This window comes from Aureispira anguillae, assembly GCF_026000115.1.
GTDB classification, from domain to species: domain Bacteria; phylum Bacteroidota; class Bacteroidia; order Chitinophagales; family Saprospiraceae; genus Aureispira; species Aureispira anguillae.
Map to the genome: position 1 here is coordinate 535,039 of NZ_AP026867.1, position 21,235 is coordinate 556,273.

Here is a 21,235-nt window from a genome sequence, read left to right on the forward strand (position 1 = left end):
GCTATAAAGAAGGTTGCTATGTTTTTTAGCTCCTGAGACCTTTTCTAAAAACATAGCAACTTCGTACCTAAAGTGGTTCTAATTATCCTTTAAAGCCTTTTCCTTGGGCAAGCATTTCGGCATAAGCCTTGGCAAAGTAAGTCAAAATAACATCTGCTCCTGCTCGTTTGATCGACATTAACATCTCAGGCATTGCCTTTTCAAAATCCAACCAACCATTTTGACAAGCAGCAATAAGCATGGCACATTCTCCACTAACATTATAAGCTGCAATAGGGACATCACAGTTTTCTTTGAGGAGGTGAATGATATCCAAATAGGGCAAGGCAGGTTTTACCATTAGATAATCTGCTCCCTCTTGCATGTCTAATTGTGCTTCCAACAGGGCTTCCTGCTTGTTGGCTGGGTTCATCTGATAGGTTTTTTTATCGCCTGCTTTGGGAGCAGAGTCTAAAGCATCTCTAAAAGGGCCATAAAATGCAGAGGCATATTTTGCGGTATAAGACATAATCGAAACATTATTATAACCTGCATCGTCCAAGGCTTCTCGCATAAACCCAACTCGACCATCCATCATATCTGAAGGCCCTAAGATGTCTGCTCCTGCCTGTGCCTGTGCCACCGACATTTTGGCTAAAATGGGCAAAGTTTCATCGTTCATGATTTGACCATTTAATACAAAACCATCATGCCCATCCGAGCTATAAGGATCCATGGCAACATCGGTCATAATACAGCATTCAGGAAATTTCTGCTTGAGGGTATAAATAGCATGCAAATAAAAATTATCTTCTGCATAGCTATAGCTCGCAACTTTGTCTTTGAGCGATTCCTCTACCGCAGGAAATAGCACAAAAGTAGTAATACCCAGTTTTAGACAAGCTTCAACTTCAGGGATCAATTGATCCAAGGACCACCTATAATTGCCAGGTAGGGAAGGAACTTCTTGTTTGATGTTTTTTCCATCGTACAAAAACAATGGATAAATAAGTTGTCCTACATGTAAGTGTGTTTCTTGTGCATGAAAGCGAACCGCAGCGCTCTTTCTATTTCTTCTTGGACGAATATACATAATGTATTGATCTGATTTTTAAGTGCGTGTACTTATTTAGATTAAGAATAATACCTAATTCTAGCTATTATTACCAAAGCAAACTTACAATTTTTCTAAATGCAATTGAGCATTCAAGAATCAAAATCAAGTCAAAAAATCAATTTGCCTAAAATAAGCTTTCTTTAAAGTAGAAAAACCAAATGAAACAATAAATAACGGTTGGTACCATAATACCACGAATAAATTCTTCCATATATCGCTTATTGGCAAAATAAGTTGGAATTAGATTACAACAAAACGCCATTAGAAGTAAGGTGCTTTTTTTGAACCCTGTCCACAAAAAACTATTGTTGCCAGTGATGTTAACAGAATCGGAATTAATCAGTGAATAATCAAATAAATAGATGACAGGGTAGGCCAGAAGCGGAATCAAAATTCCTAGAATCAAGCCATTGGTAAACGTATTTTTTAGCATATATCAGCTTCATTAGTAGTTAATGTAAACAGTACAAAAAGATTGCTTAAATTTACACTATGTATATTAATCATAATAGTTCGGTAATTTTTTGATTTTTGTTAAAAAATCAAAAAAGCACCATTTTATTAGATTGATTTATAAATATTTACGAAAAATGTCCCAGTTGTTTTTAAGTGCCTAAAAATCAATTTAATAAGGTTTTTTGCCGAACTAAAGTTAATCAGGTGCTTACCTAAAAATGTATTAATAAGGAACCTATTAATACATTTTTAAATAAACTAAAATAATTCTAAAGACTTCTTAGGTATTGTAATAATACACCTTTTTAAAAAGGTTACAGTCTATTCAAAATGCTGTAAACTATCAATAGCCGTATGATGCGTCAAATCGTGCATGACAGGAACAACCGACACATAACCGTTCTCCAAGGCCCAAATATCAGAGTCTTCGCCTTCATCTTGATAAATATACTTGCCAGTCAACCAATAATAAGGACGTCCAATAGGGTCTGTTCCCTTTTGAAAATCTTCAGCCCAATAACCTTTGGCTTGGCGACAAATACGAATGCCGTTTATCTCCTCTATTGGTAACTTAGGGATGTTCACATTTAGCAATAAGGTATCTCCAAGTCCTTTTTCCAAGGCATTGGCAACTATTTTGCGAACAAAATGTTTGGAAGCTGTAAAATCTGCATTGGGGTCAAAATCTAACAATGAGAAACCAATGGATGGAATCCCTTCCATAGATGCTTCCATTGCTGCGGACATTGTTCCTGAATAAATTACATTCGTAGATGCATTGGAGCCATGATTGATTCCAGAAAGACAAAGATCAATCGTTTGGTCTTTTAGAATAACATTTTTGGCAATTTTAATACAATCAACAGGCGTTCCAGAGCATTCGTAAGCTTGTACTTCCGAACCAAAAATATCAGAGCTATGGATACGAATCGGATCTTCAATGGTGATAGAGTGCCCTTGGGCAGATTGTGGGCTGTCTGGTGCTACAACTACTATATTGCCAAATTCACGAGCAACAGCGACTAAATTTCTAATTCCTAAAGCGGTAATGCCATCGTCATTACAAATTAGGATGGTTGGTTTTTTTTGCATTAGTGTAAATTATTGGTTTTTTATTCTTAAGAGGGTTATTTTTCGTTCCATAGAAGGCGTTTGTAATCTATAGCGGATTAAATCTTGACCAATGCTATCAATGTTACAAACTCGAACGCCATAGCCTTTGCGTTTGATGATGTGCAAGGTTGAATCGTTGGCAACTTCCCATTTGTCCCAATGTTCTTCTGCCAAAAGCACGCCTGGAATATAAACAAATCCATCTTCTTGGTAACGAACTCTTGTATTTTGTACAGGAGGGGGAGGCATATTGTAATTTTTCTTGAATTCAATAGAATCTTCTATCCAGTCCCCAATAAGAATTTTTTTGATTTCTTCTACTGTAGGGCGAGAAGCGTTGGTGGAACTAGGGGCTTTTGTTGGTGTCGTAACCTCAGGTTCGGTCTTCGGCTGCTCAGGAGTAGAGTTGTTGACTGGAGAGGTACAAGCACTCCAAAAAAGCCCTGTTAAAAGCAATAACGTAGAAATTTTTATGGTCATAATAAAGCAAATGTGTGAATGAAAAATAGCGAGCTGCTCAATAAAAATAAATATTAGGAAGCTATTAGAAAGAGATTCCAAAGAATGCCTCAATAGATCACGATGGAATTAAACCAACAGTTTGGCCATAAGATGTTCATCAATGTACTGTGTGCCCATTTTTATAGAGTTACGTTTGGTGCCTTCAATTTCAAAACCACGTTTTCGATAGAGGGCAATGGCAGCTTTGTTGTGCGTCATTACCTCCAATTCTAAGCGGCTAATTCCATTGGCAGTAGCCCAGCTCTCTAAGGCTTCAAACAAGGCATTTCCAATACCTTGCCCCCAACATTTTTTGAGAACACCTAATCCAACAGTCATACAATGCTGCAAGCGTTCTCCTTTACCTCTTCGCCAAAATGCGCCAAGATGTCCTACTAATCCTTGCTCATCTTCTGCTACAAAAATAATTTGATGTTGTGCTTTTACCATACCAATGACTTGCATCATAGATGGTCGAGGATCGGTTGGGGCAGAACCTAAAAAATCGGTTTCAGCATCAATGTATTTTGTAAGTGCTAGGTATTCTGGAACATCAGAAGTTTTTAGAGCACGAATTGTATAGTTCATTGGTTGTTGTTGTTAGAATATAAAAAGTAACAGCCCCAAACAACTCGTTTTTAAAAAGCAAAAAAATACTTTATTAGTTGTTGGCTGAATGGCTATAAAGGTAAGAAATCAATTGTAATCAACCTTGTTCTTTGTGTTAAAAACAAGCTTATGATTTGAAAATAGAGAAATTTGATAGTTTGAAGCTGAAAGAGCTAGACAGCTTCAAATTATCAAATTATTACCTTTTTAAATTAAAAAAATAAAACTCCTATTACGAGTTAAATCTTTTCTAACAACAACGCAACTTAAAACGACCAACGCAAGCCCAATTGCATTTGCCATCTAGAATTGAGTTGGTCAATCTGCCAAGGATCGCCTTGTGGATTGTTGAATTGAAAAACAGGCGTTTGGTCACTGTCTATTCGTTTGAAATCTAGTAAATTGTAAGAAGCATTGCGCAAATTGGGAACGAATGCTTGCCATCCCCATTTGTGATTTAATAGATTAGCAAAATTAATAATGTCCAACGAAATCTCTAGTCGCTGATTATTTTTTTCACGTTTGAAATAAATCGTATGAGACAAGCGCAAGTCGATTTGACCATTCCACGGCGTTCTAGCTCCATTTCTATTGGCGTAATTTCCTCTATTTTGGTTCAAATAAGCATTGTTATTAATATAGTTATCCAATTGTTCCCATTGTTGAGCTGCTGTAGTAACAACATTTCCCATATCATCTTTTATATCGTCAAAACGAATTTCACTGGCATTTCTAGGAATATAGACGACATCGTTTTTACTAGAACCGTCTTTATTTAAATCACCTGCATAAACAAAAGAAAAAGGACTCCCAGATCGAACGGTTGCTACTAGGTTAAGGCTTGTTTCATGACTTTTGGACCATTTGTGCAAATAACTTACATTAAAAACAAAGCGATGACGAATATCAAAATTGGAATAGGTTAATGCTAATTCGTTAGAATTTACGGCTTGGTTCCAACTGAAATTGGCAGCCATAGAATTCCGAACCCCATTGACTAAATCTTTGCTTTCTCCAAAGGTATACGCAACAAAGGCATTAAAGAAATTGCCAATTTTTTTGGTGGCAGTTAAGGAGATGCTGTACTGATAACCTTTGTCTGTGTTGCCCAAACCAAATACATTGGTAAAGTTAGGGTTGATTTTTCGATCACTACTAGAACCTAAATAATAGCTTCGGTTGTCTGCCCCTGCATACTGAGCCGTAGAATCTTTTAGATTGAGCGATTTAAAAACAATAGCGGTTAATGATTTGGAGAACATCCCTTCAACCGTTACAAAAATTCGATGCGGAAGCTTAATATCAAATGCTAGGCTAGAACGCCAAACAGAAGGCAACTTAAAGTTATTTTCGACCAAGTTAATTTCTGTTAAGTTGGGCTGTTGATTGCGCAAATCAATTAGATTATCGGTTAGAGGAACCATAGCCCCGTTGGGTTTGAGGTCTATATTTCCATAGCTATTCCCAGAAATATAATAGGAATAAGCATACCAAGCAAAAGGAATTCTACCCGAATAAATACCTGTGCCACCCCTCAACTGAAAACGCTCATTGTTGTCCATGATCCAATTGAAGGCTAAACGAGGATTAAATTGAGGAATACCGCCATATTGGTTGCCATAATTAGCAAATTCGGGCGTAGCTGCTACTTCTGCATTAACAGGAGCAGGATTTAGGTTGACTTGAAGGTCTAAACGGATTCCTCCTGTAATAGAAAAACGCTCATTGACACGAAAACGGTCTTGAACATATACGCTTAACAACGCAAGCCCAAATTTGGCAGAAGGTTGATAGCGGTTAAAGTTATAATCATTATTGGTGTAATTGTAAACGCCTCTAATTCTAGAAGGGGTATTGTTGAGAAAATTATCCACGGTCTTATATTCCCAACGACCATTCCATGCCGTCAAAAAACAATAGTGTATGTCATAAAAATCATTGTTGGTTCCTATTGTGATTTTGTGTTTTTTGCGATGAATGGTAAAGTTATCGGTAAACTGAAAAGAATTGACATTGACCCCATAAATAGAAGCTTCTCGATAAGGGCCAATAAAAATAGTATTGGAAGTATTGTAGCCAATTTCAATATGTGGAAAGATGTTACCATCAAAGGTTCGGTTGTCTTTCATATTGTTCCAACCTAAGATAAGATGATTGGACATATTGTGGTCAAAGCTACTTTTTAGTTCTGCTACCAAGCTATTATTACGACTGTGGTGACGGTACGCTTGAGAGCCATATTTAAAGATAGAAGAGCCTCGTTCAAGACGATCGGCATAGGCAAACACTAAGTTGTCACGCAGGGTAAGTTGATGATTTTTAGCAATGTTCCAGTCAAATCGAGCAAAAATTTTGTGGCTGGTTTGTTCGATGTTCGTTGCTTCAGAACTGCCAGGATCATAACCATAATTAGTTACTAAATGTTGGGTTATTTGGTCCACAACTTCTCTAGGAACATTAGAAGATGGAGTACCTGGTACATTTAGAATGGGCTCATTGCGAGAAGCAAATTCATAATTGGCAAAAAAGAAAAGTTTATTTTTTATAATCGCACCCCCTAAACGTCCTCCCATATTAACATCATAATAACTGTTAATCGGTGTTTTTCCATCGTCAACACTCAAACCTGTTAGCCATTGGTTGCGACCAAATAAATAGACAGACCCTGAGAATTGGTTGGTTCCTCCACGAGTTACAGTATTGATATTGGCACCTGTAAAATTCCCCATTCGCACATCAAAAGGGGATAAGGATAGTTGTACTTCTTCTATTGCATCCAAACTAATGGGCTGAGAACCAGCCAATGCTCCAGGGGTTCCCGAAGCAACAGAGCCTCCTGCGCCAGATGCAGGGTCTTGAAAACCAATTACATCATTGTTGGATACCCCATCAATACTTAAATTGTTAAATCGGTAATTGTTACCCCCAAAAGAGCTTTGAAAACCATTGGGACTCAATCGTGTAATGTCTTGCAAACTTCGATTGAGTGTGGGCGTATGTTTCAGTTGTTTTTTACCAATATTGGTTCCAACCCCATCTTTGGTACCACTAAAAGGATCGTCTTTGTCAACGGTTACAACAATAGGAGCATCAACAACAGACTTTGTTTTTAATTGTAAACTAACTTTAGTAGCCTGACCAATACTTACATAAATGTCCTTTTGTTCCAATTTTTCAAAGCCAACATAGCTCACTTCTAGGGTATAAGGTCCCCCTGATCTTAGGTTAGAAAGGATATAACTACCATCTATTTGGACAGTTTGAAAATATTGAGTTCCTGTAGGTGTGTGTGTAGCAACAATCGTTGCTCCAATTAGTGGCTCTTTGTCTTCAAAATCAGTAATAATCCCCTCTATACTTCCCGTTGTAATTTGGCTATAGGCAAAGAAAGGTAGTCCCAAGATCAGTAAGAAACTGGTTAAATAATTCATTGTAAAAGCTGTGATTAAGGTAGATGAAATAATGACAGGGTTTAAGCCTTATCTTCAAAAGATCCTATGTGCTGCTCATTGTATACGGGGGATACAATACTAAGAATTTTTTTGCTCAAAAAAGATCCTATAAGCCAATCTAGCGATTGGTTTATAGGGGCAAAATTAGTAGAATCTAACGAATTTAACAGCAACCTCCTCCATCATAGAAAAAAGTAGAGTCAGAAATATAAATATCTTTACGCCCTAAATCACTTAGTGCTTTTGCTGTTTTGTCACAAATGGCAATAGGTTGATTTTGCAACAAAGTGTGTCCTTTTTCATCGTCAAAAAATTCCTCATCACCATAATAAATGGCTGTTTTTCCTGTAAAGACACAAGGACCATCCTCAGGCATAGGATCCTTGATGGCACAAACCTCTACACTTTCAATGTAGATCAATTCATTGGTATTATAATGCTTAGGATCTAAGATGCGATAAGGGCGTTTAGCACGAACCTCAACCGTTCCGAATCCTACGCTAGTAATCATGTCGATATAATCTTGTAAAGGGATGGAACCACTTAAGCACAAGGCTCTTAATCGATCATCGTTTCTCAATTCGTCAGGCATGTCTTGTTCACAAGTAGGATCAGACATGACCAATCTTCCATGAGGTTTTAAGGTGCGATAAACTTCTTCAAGTGCCTTTTTTAAATCCTCTAATTTGAAAATATTGAACAAACAATTTTGAGCAGCAACATCAATGGATTCATCTGCTACGGGCAAATTTAAGGCATCTCCTTTTTTGAGGTCAACAAACTCAGATTTGAACCAAGGATTTAAGGCTTCTGCTTCTTTGAAATTTTCACGAGAGGCAGTTAACATTTCATCAACAACATCCACACCTACAACGCCTGATTTTTGACGACTGAAATAAGAAAACTGGAGTAATTCCATTCCTCCTCCTACACCTACGTATAAGATTTTGGGATTATTTACTAGATCTCTGGGGTTGACGGTGCTACCACAACCATAGTTCATTTCTAGCATAATTTTAGGAATGTCCAAACCAGGAAGTTGCCAAATAGGAGTAGTTGTACAACATAGCCCAACATCTGGAGTCTCTGCTGCTTGTTTGTAAACATCCTTGGTTGTTTCTAGATACATTTTTTCCATAACCATTAATATTTTTAGAATTGCCAATGACAATGTAATAAAATAAAGATACTGATGAGATCAATTGCCCATTGGCGATAAATTGAGTCCTCAATGTACTTTTTAGATTTGCTGATGGTATGACTTGTGGGTTTCCAAGAACACACCAATACCGCTACATTTATTATTAACCACCTATCTTGGGGGGTACTCTAAAAGATATTAGGTGTAAAATTTAAAAAAAAGAGAGTTGTAAAGATACTTAAATAAAATAATTTATAAAATACTAGATGAAATTTTGTGTTGATTGAATGCTTGCATTTGAATTTAGCGAACTTAGAGTAGTCGAACCTAATGCAAACCTTTTAATACAAACTCATTTAAAACTTTTTTGTTCAAGAGTTTTTGTATTTCTTTTTGAAAATTGATGAATATCGAGTGCTCAAAGGAGAGCTATGTTTACTTTTTGTAAAAGGATTAGTATCTATTAGATAGTTATTTTTATTAAAAATATAGGTGTAAAATTGCTTTGAAAAAACACTAAAATATAGCTTAAGAAAACACTATATTTGTTGCTGAATACCTGATTTGAAATAATTTGTACCAATAATGCGTTTATTTTATAAAGCATTATTTTTTAGGTTAAGATTTTTAATCAATAGGCATACCATTTCATTTGTGATAATGTCTAATAAAGGGTAGCAATTTTTTTACTAAAAAAATAATACATGAAGATAACTTTATTCTGTTTGTTAATCATCATTAATAGCTCAAACCTTTTGGGGCAATATAGTGAAGTAGGAATATTAATGGGAGCAACTAATTATTTGGGTGATTTAGTGCCTTCTAAGGAATATTTTTTAGGAACTAATTTTGGAATGGGGGCTACTTATCAATATAACTTTACAGATAGAGTTGCCATTCGAGGAAATCTTATTTGGGGGCAGATAAAAGGGAGCGACCAAAACTCTAATTATGATTCTGGTCGCCGTCAGCGGAACTTAAATTTTCATTCACAGATATTAGAGTTTTCTGCTTTGGCACAAGTGAATATTTTACCTTTTCATCCCAAACGTAATTTTAAGCCAATTACACCTTATGGTTTTGTTGGAATAGCAGTATTTCATTTTAACCCTTTTACCACTTACAAAGGTAAACAGGTTTATTTGCAACCTTTGGGGACAGAAGGACAAGGAATGGACGGTTATTCGGCTAAATATAGCTTGGTAGAAATTTCTATTCCAGCTGGGATTGGTATTAAATTTTGCGTCAGCAAACGATTTAACCTATCCTTTGAGTTTGGTTTGCGCAAAACGTTTACCGATTATCTAGATGATGTTAGTGGCGATTATGTCCCTTTGAATGAACTTCGTACTGGTAATGGAGACATGGCAGCAAACTTGTCCAATCGAACCTATGATAAAGATGGGAATCAAATCGAACAAGCAGGCAACCCTAGAGGACATGTGGGGAAGGATTGGTACTCATTTATGGGATTTTCTTTGACCTACAGTTTGCACAAATACATTTATTTTGAGAAGAAAAAGAAACGTAGAAGAGGAACCAAACCAAAGAAAAAAGGGAATGGAAGGTGGATGTAAATATTGGTGGATAGGCTTGGGAATGGTCTTGCTGTTGCCATTGGTATCTTGGGCCCAATCTAAGCCTGTAGAAGCTAAGATTGTGTGTTGGAATATCCAAATGCTTCCCAACTCTTTGGCACTTTTTTCTAAAGCGTTGCGAAAAAAACAACGAATTAGAGCACCATGGATTATTGAGCACTGTAAAGAAGCTCCTTATGATCTTATTGTTTTTCAAGAAGTGTTTGACCGAGATATAAAACGTAAGTTAAAACGAGAATTAAAGGAGCAATATCCTTATCAAGTAGATACCAAAATAGCAAAAGGATGTCTAACAAGCAATGGTATTCTCATTGTTAGCCGCATTCCCATGAAGTACATAGATCATGTAATTTATGCCAAAGGAGTGCATGAAGATGGCTGGGCAGCCAAAGGTTGTACCTTGGTGAAAGCAGAAAAAGAGGGACAAGAATTTTATGTAGCGGGGACACATCTTCAGTCTGGAAACTCAAGCCAAGCAGTAGCACATAGAGTTTTGCAGTATCAAGACATTCGTAAATTGTTAGATAGAAACTATATCGCCAACAGGTCCGTTTTTGTGATGGGAGATATGAATACTCGTAAGTCAAATGTAGCACAATATACAAAGATGATAGAGATCATGCAGGTCAAAGATTTCCCGTTGAATGACCAAGAACCCTATACCATTGATGCTAAGAATTCTTGGAATAATCATGCTCAGGGCATACAATTAGATTACATTTTTTTACAGGCTCATGAGACCAATACAACAATCCTTAATCAGCATATTTTGCGTTTAAAACAGGAGCATAAAGGCAAAATGATTGACTTAGCAGATCATTACGGGATTGTTGCCGATATAGTATTATCTAACGAAGGAATTGATTAGAATTTTTTGTCAGAAACAAAACGATCTAAATCTACTTCTGAGGTGAAATTGCATAATACATCCGTTAGCAAAATTCCCATGTCTTCTGCGCCTCCTAAGATAGAAACAGAGTGGAAACCAATCTTTGTTTCGTTTTCGGTAGCTATAAAAGTAACATGCTTGTAAGTGAAATTTCCAGCAGCTTCTGTGTTTTTGATTGTTTTAGTATAAATAGCTCTGTTGCCAGCGGTTACAATCAATTGTTTGGTGCCAGCATTAGGGCGATGCGCATAAGCAAACAGCAGCGTATAGCTTTCCCCTTTGCGAGTCAAAATGGTCTGTTCTATTGCTGATTTTTGATCTAATTCAACGAAATTAGTACCAACAAAATTATCGGCAAGACCATATTCTTTGTATGAATCTGCATGCTCAATGTGAGCCTTTATCGGCTGACTCTTATCCAAAAGTAGTACATTCCAATTTTTGGTGCCCTCCGCAAAATGACCATTTTTTATTAAATTATCTTGAGCTACAAGAGAAGTAACAAAAAATAAGAAACTAGAAACGACAAGTAGTGATTTTAGCATTAGATTAAATGTGGTTATAAGAATTAAAAAATAATGGCAGAGAAAATTGGAGTATTAAGTCTATTCTTGTATTACATGGTAGCAGTAAAGTACAAAAAAAAAAGTATTTATTGTGGAGCTCGAAAATATTTGTTTGTTAATTATATTTAACCTGAGTACAAAACAGAACAGATAAAGAATACTTGAAAAGTAGCGTTTAAGCTAAAACTTATATCCCAATCTTAGATACTAGCTCGCCAGCAAACGGGGAGTGTTTTAAGTTTAGCTCGCTTTGCTCGTGAGCCAGCAAGCTGGGGTTATCCTGTACTTAGGTATTTTGCTTTTTTTAATATAAAAATGAACTTCGTTTATTTTCTTAGAGCCCCTCAGGTGCTAAATAGCTTTTATGGTATAAACACTTTTATTTAGAAATAGATTACAAATGTTTAACAAAAATAGGCTATTTTTTTTGTTAGGATTTATGTATATTCGCAGATTCTCTAGAAAGAAGAATTGGCTTCTTTTGAGATTTATAAATTAACCAAAAAGTTAATTCTTATACTTTGACTAACAATAAACTTCTAATACAAAAATCAATCCGTTATTTATGAAAATAATATTAACTCTTTGCTTGTTGATGACACTGTCTACCATTATGACAGCACAAGGATCTAGTCAGGATGCTACACGATCGGGTGCACGATCAAGTTTGGCTCCATTTTATCATGGTGTTGCATCTGGCGACCCGTTGAGTGATGCAGTTATTATTTGGACACGAGTAACAACAACCGACACGGTAGAAAATGTAACGTGGAGAGTTGCAACGGATACCGCTATGAATAACGTTATTGATTCTGGGACAATGGTCACCACCAATGCTATAGATTTTACCGTTAAGGTAGATGTGACAGGACTGCTGCCGAATACTTTTTATTACTATGAATTTGAGTCAGATGGTCTATTGTCTGTCATTGGTCGAACCAAAACAGCACCAATAGGAGATGTAGACAGTTTGCGTTTTGCGGTTGTTTCATGTGCTTCTTATGCTCATGGTTATTTTAATGCCTATGATCGAATTACCGATCGCAATGATGTGTCAGCTGTTTTACATTTAGGAGATTATTATTACGAATATGGAGATGGTGAATATGGAAATGATCGCACGTATCAACCTTCTAGTGAAATTGTAAATTTGAGCGATTATAGAATGCGTTTGTCTCATTATCGTTTGGATGCCTCCTTGATGCGTCTGCATCAGCAGTATCCCTTTATTTGTATTTGGGACGATCATGAAACCGCCAACGATTCTTGGTATGGAGGAGCAGAAAATCACGACACTGGAGAAGGGAATTGGTTTAACCGAAAGGCAGAAGCCATTAAAGCATATTACGAATGGATGCCTTTGCGTATGCCTGATCCAGCAGTAGATACACAGCGCATCTATCGAAAATTTCGCTATGGTGATTTGTTAGAATTACACATGTTGGATACTCGTTTGCAGGGAAGAGAGGAACAGGGATGGACGAATGCAACAGCACCAGGACGTACTATTTTAGGGCAATCTCAATTTGATTGGTTGTGCAACAATATGGATACTTCTACCGCACAATGGCAAATTATTGGGCAACAAGTTATGATGGCTCCTTTTGATGTTAATCCGACTCCTTGGGGGCAACAATATGGCAACGATGACCAGTGGGATGCTTACGAAACAGAGCGTACCAGCTTATACGATTCAATTTTTGCCAATAATATTCAAAATGTAGTGGTACTAACGGGGGATATCCACACTTCATGGGCGAATGATTTGCCTACTGCTACTTACAATAGTAGTACAGGATCGGGCTCTGCTGGAGTTGAATTTGTTGTGACCAGTGTTACCTCACCAGGTTTGGCGGCTGCACAGTCTGTAGGGGCTCCTGTATTGCAAGGCTTAAATGGTCATATGAAATATATTGACTTGGCAGAAAAAGGCTATTATGTTTTGGATGTCAACAAAACTAGAGCGCAGGCAGATTGGTTTTATGTGGATAGAATAGACCAACTTAGTACCGTTGAAAATTATGGTACTTCTTGGAAGACAGATGATGGAACACGCCATTTGAGTAGTGCGACCAGCGCTGCCTTGCCCAACGCTAGCCAAATTGGAATACCAGCACCGTTTAACCCTAGAAATTGTATTACCTCTACGACTCCTGTAAATGAAAAATTTGAGAATGTATTATTGAGTATTTATCCCAATCCATTTAACGATCAAATTACAATTCAGTACACGATTACCCAAGAGGGACCAGTTAAAATGTATTTGTTTGATGCCTTGGGGCGAAATTTAGCAACCCAAGATTTTGGAACGGTTGCCAGTGGGATTCAAAGAGCTACCTTTGGTATTAATAACCTAACTGCTGGTACCTATGTTTTGGTATTGGACATTAATGGTCAAAGAGAACAACGGATTGTTGTAAAAAAATAAGCATAGATACATTAGAAGTTATTACGAACTGCCTAGCACTCATGAAATAATAGAGTTGTATAGGCGAAAATGAAATAACTTCTATTAAAGAAAAACTCTAACAGGACAACTAATTTTAATGAACCATTAAGATTAGTTGTCCTGTACTTGTACTCAGAGAAAAATTATGAACAATAATTGGAGTTTTTTTTAGAATTACATCCCAAAATTTTGAACCCAATAAGTGCCCCACTTGCTATTCGGGACATAAATATAGGCCAACCCAATATACTTAGTGTCCTTGTCTAATATATTTCTTCGATGTCCTTTGCTCGACATCCAATCTTTCATTACTTCTTGAGGCGTTTTGCTACCAATGGCAATATTCTCTGCTCTTGCAAAAATAGCTTCTCCTAGAAATTGATTCATACGATCAAAGACAGAACATATTTTTTTGTGAGAACCATTCTTGCGCTGATCTTTTGAATCGTGATCAAAATAATTGTCAACAGCCATATCCTTAGCATGGTACCGAGCAGCATAAGTTAGTTGTTGATTCCATTGTAAAGGCTTTCTATTTCGTTTGGCTCGTTCTTTATTGACCAAATCTAATAGCTCTTTTTCAAAACTTTCTTTAGAGGAATTTATTTTTTCTTCTCCACTAGGAATTCCATTAAAATTTTGAGCTACAAAAATCAATGGAAAAAATAAGAAAAGGACAGCAAAAAAGTGTTTCATAGTAATAATTGAATTGACTACTCAACTAGGAGTAAAAAATATTTAGTGTAATTTTAGATGAACAGATGTTTTGTTGATCAGCTTAAATTTTGTTTCTTTAGTTAGAAGTTGTTTAAAAATGGGATTGCATTAAAAATGAGTACTATTTTTTCTATAATCAAGACAAAAATTTGGTGCATAGCCTTAGCTATGGAGCTAATTTTTAACGATGAGTGGAGGAAAAAGAGATGTCATTTAGAATATTAGCTTATTTTTAAACAACTTCTTAGAATACTCTTATACAACTATAAATAATTATGCCATCTTAAACAAGATGCCCCTCCCAAATCATAGTTGGTCAATCTACATTCCCCCTTTTATAACTTATCTCAGAAATATAGAACAATAACTAATAAGTGCAATTGATCTTAAGGCACTGTGTTTTGATCGGTTCTATTAAGTTTTAATTTGAGGGATTGCTAATGAATTAAACTAGTTTCTTATATTTAATATTGTATTAAGTTTGTTTACCTTTTAGTGACAAAAAACAATAATCCAAATAAGAGATCAAAGAACTATATTTTTAAACAACTTCAAAAACTTATGCATAAAATGATGAAGTATATACTTACATTTTTAATTTTTCTTTTGTTTCGGGTTGTTTTAGTTGCCCAAGGAACACCAAATATTGTATTGGTAGGTTATATTTATGAAAGCAATAATCGAGGATATATTAATGCTGTAACCGTCAAAATTACGTCCAGTGATCAAAAACACCGATTTGAGGTGACCACAAATCGACAGGGAAAATTTGAAGTCAAGATTCCAATAACAGGAGGTGTTTACAATATAGAAGCCCAAAAACCCGCCTATAAAAGGGCTTTTACCAAAATTACAACAAAGGGGAGGATTGCCAACGAAGGTATTTTTACAAAGGTTGAAATGTCTCGCTTGCCTGGGTATATCTTGGATATGTCGTTAACGGATTTGGTGGATCCTGATAATCCTGGAGCGCCTGCTTATGGGGTAGAGGGAACTAGAATTGAGATCTATAACAATACGCTTCAAGAAGAGATCATTAATATCGCAAAGCATCCTACGCACATGATTCAATGTAATTTAGAGCAGGGAAACGAGTATATCTTTTTGATTCGAAAAGAAGGCTATTATACCAAACGTATGCGGGCCAATGTGAATGTTAATGGCTGCATTCTTTGTATGGAGGGCTTTGGAACGGTAACGCCAAGTGTAACCGAAAATCTAACCAAAGAGAATACGAGAGGCACTTTAGGGGCAAATGTTAAGCTGAAAAAAATGGTGCTGAATGAAAAAATGAAAATGGACAATATTTATTATGATCTAGGAAAAGCAACCCTACGTCCAGAGGCTTATGCTCCATTAGATGAATTGGCTAAAATGATGTATGACAATCCTCAAATTGTAGTAGAGTTAAGTGCTCATACCGATTGTAGAGGAAAAGCACAGACCAATTTGGAGTTGTCGCAACGCAGGGCAAATGCTGTTGTTAATTATATTAAATCAAAAGTAAAACTTAAACCCAATCAGATAGAAGCCAAAGGTTATGGCGAAACACAGCCGCTAAATTCTTGTGTAGATGGAGTAGATTGTCTGGAAGAGTTGCACCAACAAAATAGACGAACAGAATTGACTGTAATTGATATTTTGGCAGAAGATCCCAGCAAGGTTCGTTCTTTGGCTTCTATGATGCAGGAACGCAATTTTGATCTTATCTTGAATGCAAACAATGAGGCTTATGCTGAATCAGGAGCCAAAACAGAGTTGTACCATCGAAAAACACCTTCTAAACCCCAAACGATGGAGCTAAATTATACAGGGTACAAGCTCCAAATGTTAGATAAGGAAGGCGATTTATCAACCAATCATTTTATGTTTTATGAATTTGATCAAGTGTTTTTGGACGTATTAAAAGAGCGTCATTATGCCTTTTTAATTGGCGATTATAAGGATTATAATGAAGCACAAGAGGTCTTGAAAAAATATCAAAAACAATTTCCTAGAGCTAAAGTAGTAGCCTATAAAGATGGGGTGAGAGTTCAAGAGTAAAAATGATGCTTTGGCAAGCTCAAAATGCTTGCCAAAGCATCCCTATGTTTATTGTGCTTGTGCGGCCAATTGCTGATAGGTTTGCGCTTTTTTCGAATAGGCTGTTGCGGCGCTTTGATCTCCTTGACTTTGCGCTGTTGCTGCCAAGTTGTTAAACATACCAGCGAGGTTATTATAACAGTTTTTGGCAATACTGGGATCCATTTTTGCTGCTTTTACAAAGGCTGGTTCCGCAGCTTTTAGGTCGCCTTTCATGGCGTGTAAAATGCCCAAATGTTGGTAGTTAGACGCATGACTTTGCCCTTCTGGTGTACTCAATACAATCGTTAAATGTTCCATAGCTTTATCGGGCTGTTTTAAAAACTCTCCATATACCCGCACCAATTGTTCATGCGAAATGCCATGATGAGGTTCTAGCGTTAGGGTATATTGAAACCATTTTAGAGCTTCTTGCGCATTCTTTTTGTGGAGATTAACCAAGCCTAAATTATAAGTGGTATGATGAAATTTAGGGTTGATGGCATAAGAGCGTTTAAAACCAGCTTCTGCCGAATCCAATAAGGCCATTTGATTTGGGCTTAGTGCTTGGTTATTGTTATTTTGATCTAAAAATTCTTGAATTAAAGAATTGGCATAATAATACTGCATTTTGGCACTTTGTGGGCTGGCTAGGCGGTCTTTGCTAAATAGCGTCTTATTGTCGTACCAATCAGGATTTCGAGCAATTGTTTTTCCTGAAAACAGTAAGGTGACCAATACCAAACTTGCTGCAATTGGGAGGTTCTTTTTTAATTGTTCCAATCGATATACGTTGCCGATTTTTACCAATAAAAAGCCTACAATTAAGCAAAAACCTAAGGATGGAACATACAAAAAACGATCTGCCATAGGAGCGCCAATGTTAAAGAACAGGTTACAAACCAAGGATAAAGGAGCCAAATAATATAAAATGCCTAGTGCAATAATATCTCGTTTCCAGATTTTTATAGCGGCATAGATACCAAGGGCAAAATACAAGCCCCAACCCAATAAGGCAACGGGATCGGCAAAGCTAGTCCAAGGAATTTGATTGAAGGAATAATCGGCTGCCATGGGATGGGGGTAAACCAGCAATAAAAGATAGTGCAATAAAATAACTCCTATCGTCGCTAAACGAGTCGCTAAATCTGCTCCTACAAATGGATTTTCCATAATATCAGGATTTTCAGTTATGACCAATTCTGCGGGAAGCTCTTTATACAACATGCCCGTTCTTACTGCAAGGTAAACCAAGGCTATGGCAAAAAAAGGCAAGCTCAATTGAAACGCTTTTGGAAACGATATTTTTTGAAGCACAAAGAGCGAAAGAGGAATCAGGGCAATAAAGGTAAAGGCATTTTCTTTGGACAACATTGCCATAAAAAAAGCCAATAAGGTAAGTGGGAGTTTTGCTTGCTGTTTTTTTTCTACAATCAAATAAATTCCTTGCAAAGTAGCTAAAATGAGCAACAAACCAACAATTTCATCTCTACTCTTAATGTTGGCAACCACTTCGGTATGAATGGGATGAACAACAAATAAAAGTGTTGCAATAAAAGCGATTACCGTGCCTCCTTCTATTTTGTCCAGCCAATTGTTTAAGACCCGAAACAACATAAAACCAGTGAGGGCATACAACAGCACATTGATAAAATGCCCCACGAAGGGATTAAGCCCAAAGAACTGATATTCGATGGCAAACATCACCAAAGAAAGGGGGCGATAACGACCTCCTGTTAGGTCCATGCCTTGCTCGCCATAAATTCCTTCAAAAAAATCACGTGTCATTAGATCGTAAATCCCTTTAAATCCTTGCTGCGTAAAATCATTGCCTGTAATGACAATAAAATCATCAAAAGCATATTGATGCCCTAAGGTGTTGAGATATAGCACTGCTCCCAAAAGCGCAAACAACCAGCTTATTTTGTAGGTAGAAGTAGCAATAGGAGTGCTTGGTGGAGAGGTGGGAATTGCAGCAATCGGTTGGTTTTGGGTAGGCTTGTTTCTTTTTGAACTTTTTTGGCGGCTTTTTTTTCTATGCTTTGTCATATCTAATTAAAATATGGATGCGTTTGTCCCAATTTAGTACGCTATGTAAAACGTAGTTTAGTGTTTTTACAATAGAGAGCTCGATCTGCTCGGTTTTTGTTGCTGTTGAGGCGGCTCAGAGCTTGATCGCCTTAGCTATCAGAGCGGGCACAGAACAAAAACAGCGAGCAAAAGGTATGCTTAAAAATATTGAAAAATTTATTACACAGTGTATTTAGTTAGGAGGTAGGTATTTAAGTTGATCTTTTCCAAAAATAAAAATTAAAAATGATTCTTGGGCAAGGATAGACAAGATCTTTTAGCGGTTGTTGCTTATAAGTAAGAAGCGTCAAATAATAAGGGAAGGACATCTTTTACACTTTGAATGACATAGATGTCGCCCAAATCTCCTTGCAAGATAATGCGAATATCCGTTTGATGTCTTACTTCATTTTCATAAATCACTTGGCGACAAGAACCACAAGGAGGAACAGGTCGATCAATTTGCCCCTCTGCACTAATAATCGTAATGGCAACGGCTATAATTGGCGTATTAGGATATTGAGCGGCTGCCGAAAAAATGGCGTTTCGTTCGCCACACATGGTCACAGGGAAGGCTGCATTTTCTTGATTGCTACCAATAACAATGGCTCCATTATTCATTAGAACCGCTGCTCCAACTTTAAAATTTGAATAAGGGGCATAGGCTCCTTTGGCTGCTTCTTTGGCTCGCTTCAATAAATCGGCATCAATCGCATTTAGTTCTGATAATTGATTGGCAACTTCTATTGTTGATTGTAAGGTGATCTTTTTCATACTAATTCTTTCGTTTCTTAGAATATTATAAATGAATTGTAAAATATCCTTTGGGGAATTATGGTTTTTTTGATAGGAAAACTACATTTGCTATAGTTATGATCCTGAAAATAAAATTTTAATTTTTTAACGGTTACTTGGTCAACTTTTTAGGTTGAATTCTTAACGAATTTGTTAAAGAAAGAGCTTATAAACTTACAAAAGTTTATATTAAAAACAGTATAAAAATGAAGAAGATATTGATTATTGGAGCAGGTCGCTCCGCTACCTCTCTTATTCAGTACATGTTGACACATGCAGAGACTTATGATTGGCAAATTACAGTTGCGGATGTATCTTTAGATTTGGCCAACGAAAAAATTGCAGGAAATGCTCGTGGAAATGCTGTTAGTTTTAATGCCTTAGATGCTGAAGAACGCTTGCCTTATTTGGAACAAGCCGATTTTGTAGTATCTATGTTACCTGCACACTTGCACATTCATGTCGCAAAAGATTGTTTGCGTTTGGGCAAGGATTTGGCAACGGCTTCTTATGTTTCGGCAGAATTAAAAGAATTAGATGAGGAAGTAAAAGCAAAAGGGCTTGTCTTTTTAAATGAAATCGGACTGGATCCTGGTATCGATCATATGTCTGCTATGCAAATGATTAATGGTATTCGTGCCAAAGGGGGAAAAATTAGCGCTTTTTATTCTTATACTGGTGGCTTAGTGGCGCCTGAAAGTGATACCAACCCTTGGCATTACAAATTCTCTTGGAATCCTCGAAATGTAGTATTGGCTGGACAAGGTGTTTCTCAATATTTGTACGAACATCGTTATCGCCATACACCTTATCACAGGTTGTTTAGCAAATCAGATTTGGTTTATATTCCAACAATGGGCTGGTACGATGCTTATCCCAATAGAACTTCGTTAAAATATAAAGGATCGTATGGTTTGGACGATATTCCAACCATCATGAGAGGAACTTTGCGTCATAAAGGCTTCTGTAAGGCTTGGGATTTGTTGGTGCGTTTAGGATTGACAGACGATACCTATAAAATGGACTATGCGGATGATTTGACTTATAGACAATGGGTGAGAAGTTATTTGCCTCCTAATTTGGAGCGTATTGGGCATGGTACTTTAAGAGCACAGTTGGCTAGTTTATTTAACTTGAACTTGGCAGATGAGGCCTTAGATAAGTTAGAATGGTTGGGCTTGTTCTCAGACGAAAAAATACCTTTGCAAGAAGCTACTTCTGCTCAAATCCTACAGGAGTTATTGGAAAGAAAATGGGTGTTGGAGCCAGAAGACAAAGATATGATTTTGATGCAGCATGAGGTAGAGTATGAGCTGGATAACCAAAAGAAAAGACATTTGTCAACCCTTGTTTTGTATGGCGAGGATAGTTCTAATACCGCAATGGCTAGATTGGTTGGATTACCTTTAGCAATTGGGGTCAAAAATATTCTATTGGGAAATATTACGTCTAAGGGAGTTTTGATTCCGATTACTCCAGAAATTTATGAGCCTGTTATGGAAGAATTGGCAAGCTTGGGCGTTGGGTTTAACTCCATGGATATTGATTTGGAGTCGTTTAACGAGTATTTTTCAGAAGAAATGTAAGGTTGCCATTTATTAAAGTATACTCAAAAGAAAGAACAGAACGGAGGAAGTACTTTCGGTTTTATTTTTATTTTTGAGCAACAAATAGTTAATGGAACTTGTTATAGCGATTATTACCAGATTAAAACAACTTTTT

16 protein-coding genes are annotated in these 21,235 nt (G+C 36.7%); 5 read left to right on the forward strand and 11 right to left on the reverse strand.

Annotated elements, in window-relative coordinates; genetic code table 11:
- Positions 1-82 precede the first annotated feature (82 nt).
- The 7 genes from hemB to arsM form a co-directional block, all read right to left on the reverse strand.
- Complete coding sequence (hemB, locus tag AsAng_RS01925; protein WP_264791084.1) at positions 83-1,072, reverse strand: porphobilinogen synthase; 990 nt, start codon at positions 1,070-1,072, stop codon at positions 83-85.
- Positions 1,073-1,220: 148 nt separating this feature from the next.
- Entirely contained in the window at positions 1,221-1,529 is a 309-nt protein-coding gene (locus AsAng_RS01930) for a hypothetical protein (protein WP_264791085.1), read from the reverse strand.
- Between the two features lie 344 nt (positions 1,530-1,873).
- Positions 1,874-2,644: a 5'/3'-nucleotidase SurE gene (gene surE / locus AsAng_RS01935; RefSeq protein ID WP_264791086.1), complete on the reverse strand. Its 771-nt coding sequence runs from the start codon at positions 2,642-2,644 to the stop codon at positions 1,874-1,876.
- Between the two features lie 9 nt (positions 2,645-2,653).
- On the reverse strand, positions 2,654-3,145 hold the full coding sequence (locus AsAng_RS01940; protein WP_264791087.1) for a hypothetical protein: 492 nt from the start codon (positions 3,143-3,145) through the stop codon (positions 2,654-2,656).
- A gap of 108 nt (positions 3,146-3,253) precedes the next feature.
- Positions 3,254-3,754, reverse strand: a complete 501-nt coding sequence (locus AsAng_RS01945) for a GNAT family N-acetyltransferase (protein WP_264791088.1) — start codon at positions 3,752-3,754, stop codon at positions 3,254-3,256.
- Between the two features lie 287 nt (positions 3,755-4,041).
- Positions 4,042-7,206 carry a TonB-dependent receptor gene (locus AsAng_RS01950; RefSeq protein ID WP_264791089.1) on the reverse strand — a complete coding sequence of 1,055 codons (3,165 nt, stop codon included), beginning with the start codon at positions 7,204-7,206 and terminating at the stop codon, positions 4,042-4,044.
- A gap of 184 nt (positions 7,207-7,390) precedes the next feature.
- Positions 7,391-8,365, reverse strand: a complete 975-nt coding sequence (gene arsM / locus AsAng_RS01955) for an arsenosugar biosynthesis arsenite methyltransferase ArsM (RefSeq protein ID WP_264791090.1) — start codon at positions 8,363-8,365, stop codon at positions 7,391-7,393.
- Between the two features lie 707 nt (positions 8,366-9,072).
- Between arsM and porG the strand changes: the two genes are divergently transcribed.
- Positions 9,073-9,945 carry a type IX secretion system protein PorG gene (porG, locus tag AsAng_RS01960; protein ID WP_264791091.1) on the forward strand — a complete coding sequence of 291 codons (873 nt, stop codon included), beginning with the start codon at positions 9,073-9,075 and terminating at the stop codon, positions 9,943-9,945.
- Positions 9,878-10,834 carry an endonuclease/exonuclease/phosphatase family protein gene (locus AsAng_RS01965; protein WP_264791092.1) on the forward strand — a complete coding sequence of 319 codons (957 nt, stop codon included), beginning with the start codon at positions 9,878-9,880 and terminating at the stop codon, positions 10,832-10,834. The genes porG and AsAng_RS01965 overlap by 68 nt, the downstream gene beginning before the upstream one ends.
- Here the strand turns inward: AsAng_RS01965 and AsAng_RS01970 are convergent.
- Positions 10,831-11,400 carry a DUF642 domain-containing protein gene (locus AsAng_RS01970; RefSeq protein WP_264791093.1) on the reverse strand — a complete coding sequence of 190 codons (570 nt, stop codon included), beginning with the start codon at positions 11,398-11,400 and terminating at the stop codon, positions 10,831-10,833. The two genes, AsAng_RS01965 and AsAng_RS01970, sit on opposite strands and share 4 nt — an antisense overlap.
- A 586-nt stretch (positions 11,401-11,986) precedes the next feature.
- On the opposite strand from AsAng_RS01970, the gene AsAng_RS01975 reads away from it, so the two are divergent.
- Complete coding sequence (locus tag AsAng_RS01975) at positions 11,987-13,849, forward strand: alkaline phosphatase D family protein (protein WP_264791094.1); 1,863 nt, start codon at positions 11,987-11,989, stop codon at positions 13,847-13,849.
- A 195-nt stretch (positions 13,850-14,044) separates the two neighbouring features.
- Here AsAng_RS01975 and AsAng_RS01980 read toward each other — a convergent pair whose 3' ends face one another.
- Positions 14,045-14,566, reverse strand: a complete 522-nt coding sequence (locus AsAng_RS01980; protein WP_264791095.1) for a CAP domain-containing protein — start codon at positions 14,564-14,566, stop codon at positions 14,045-14,047.
- Between the two features lie 591 nt (positions 14,567-15,157).
- Between AsAng_RS01980 and AsAng_RS01985 the strand changes: the two genes are divergently transcribed.
- A complete protein-coding gene (locus tag AsAng_RS01985; protein ID WP_264791096.1) occupies positions 15,158-16,630 on the forward strand; it encodes an OmpA family protein in 1,473 nt (490 codons plus the stop codon).
- A gap of 48 nt (positions 16,631-16,678) precedes the next feature.
- On the opposite strand, the gene AsAng_RS01990 is transcribed toward AsAng_RS01985, so the two are convergent.
- Together AsAng_RS01990 and AsAng_RS01995 are read right to left on the reverse strand one after the other, a co-directional pair.
- Positions 16,679-18,697: a glycosyltransferase family 39 protein gene (locus AsAng_RS01990; RefSeq protein WP_264791097.1), complete on the reverse strand. Its 2,019-nt coding sequence runs from the start codon at positions 18,695-18,697 to the stop codon at positions 16,679-16,681.
- Between the two features lie 312 nt (positions 18,698-19,009).
- Positions 19,010-19,492, reverse strand: coding sequence for a cytidine deaminase (locus tag AsAng_RS01995; protein ID WP_264791098.1), 483 nt, complete (start codon positions 19,490-19,492; stop codon positions 19,010-19,012).
- A gap of 227 nt (positions 19,493-19,719) precedes the next feature.
- Here AsAng_RS01995 and AsAng_RS02000 point away from each other — a divergent pair, with 227 nt between their 5' ends.
- The gene (locus AsAng_RS02000; RefSeq protein ID WP_264791099.1) at positions 19,720-21,099 is read left to right on the forward strand and encodes a saccharopine dehydrogenase C-terminal domain-containing protein; all 1,380 of its coding nucleotides are present in this window, start codon (positions 19,720-19,722) and stop codon (positions 21,097-21,099) included.
- The last annotated feature ends 136 nt before the right edge of the window (positions 21,100-21,235 follow it).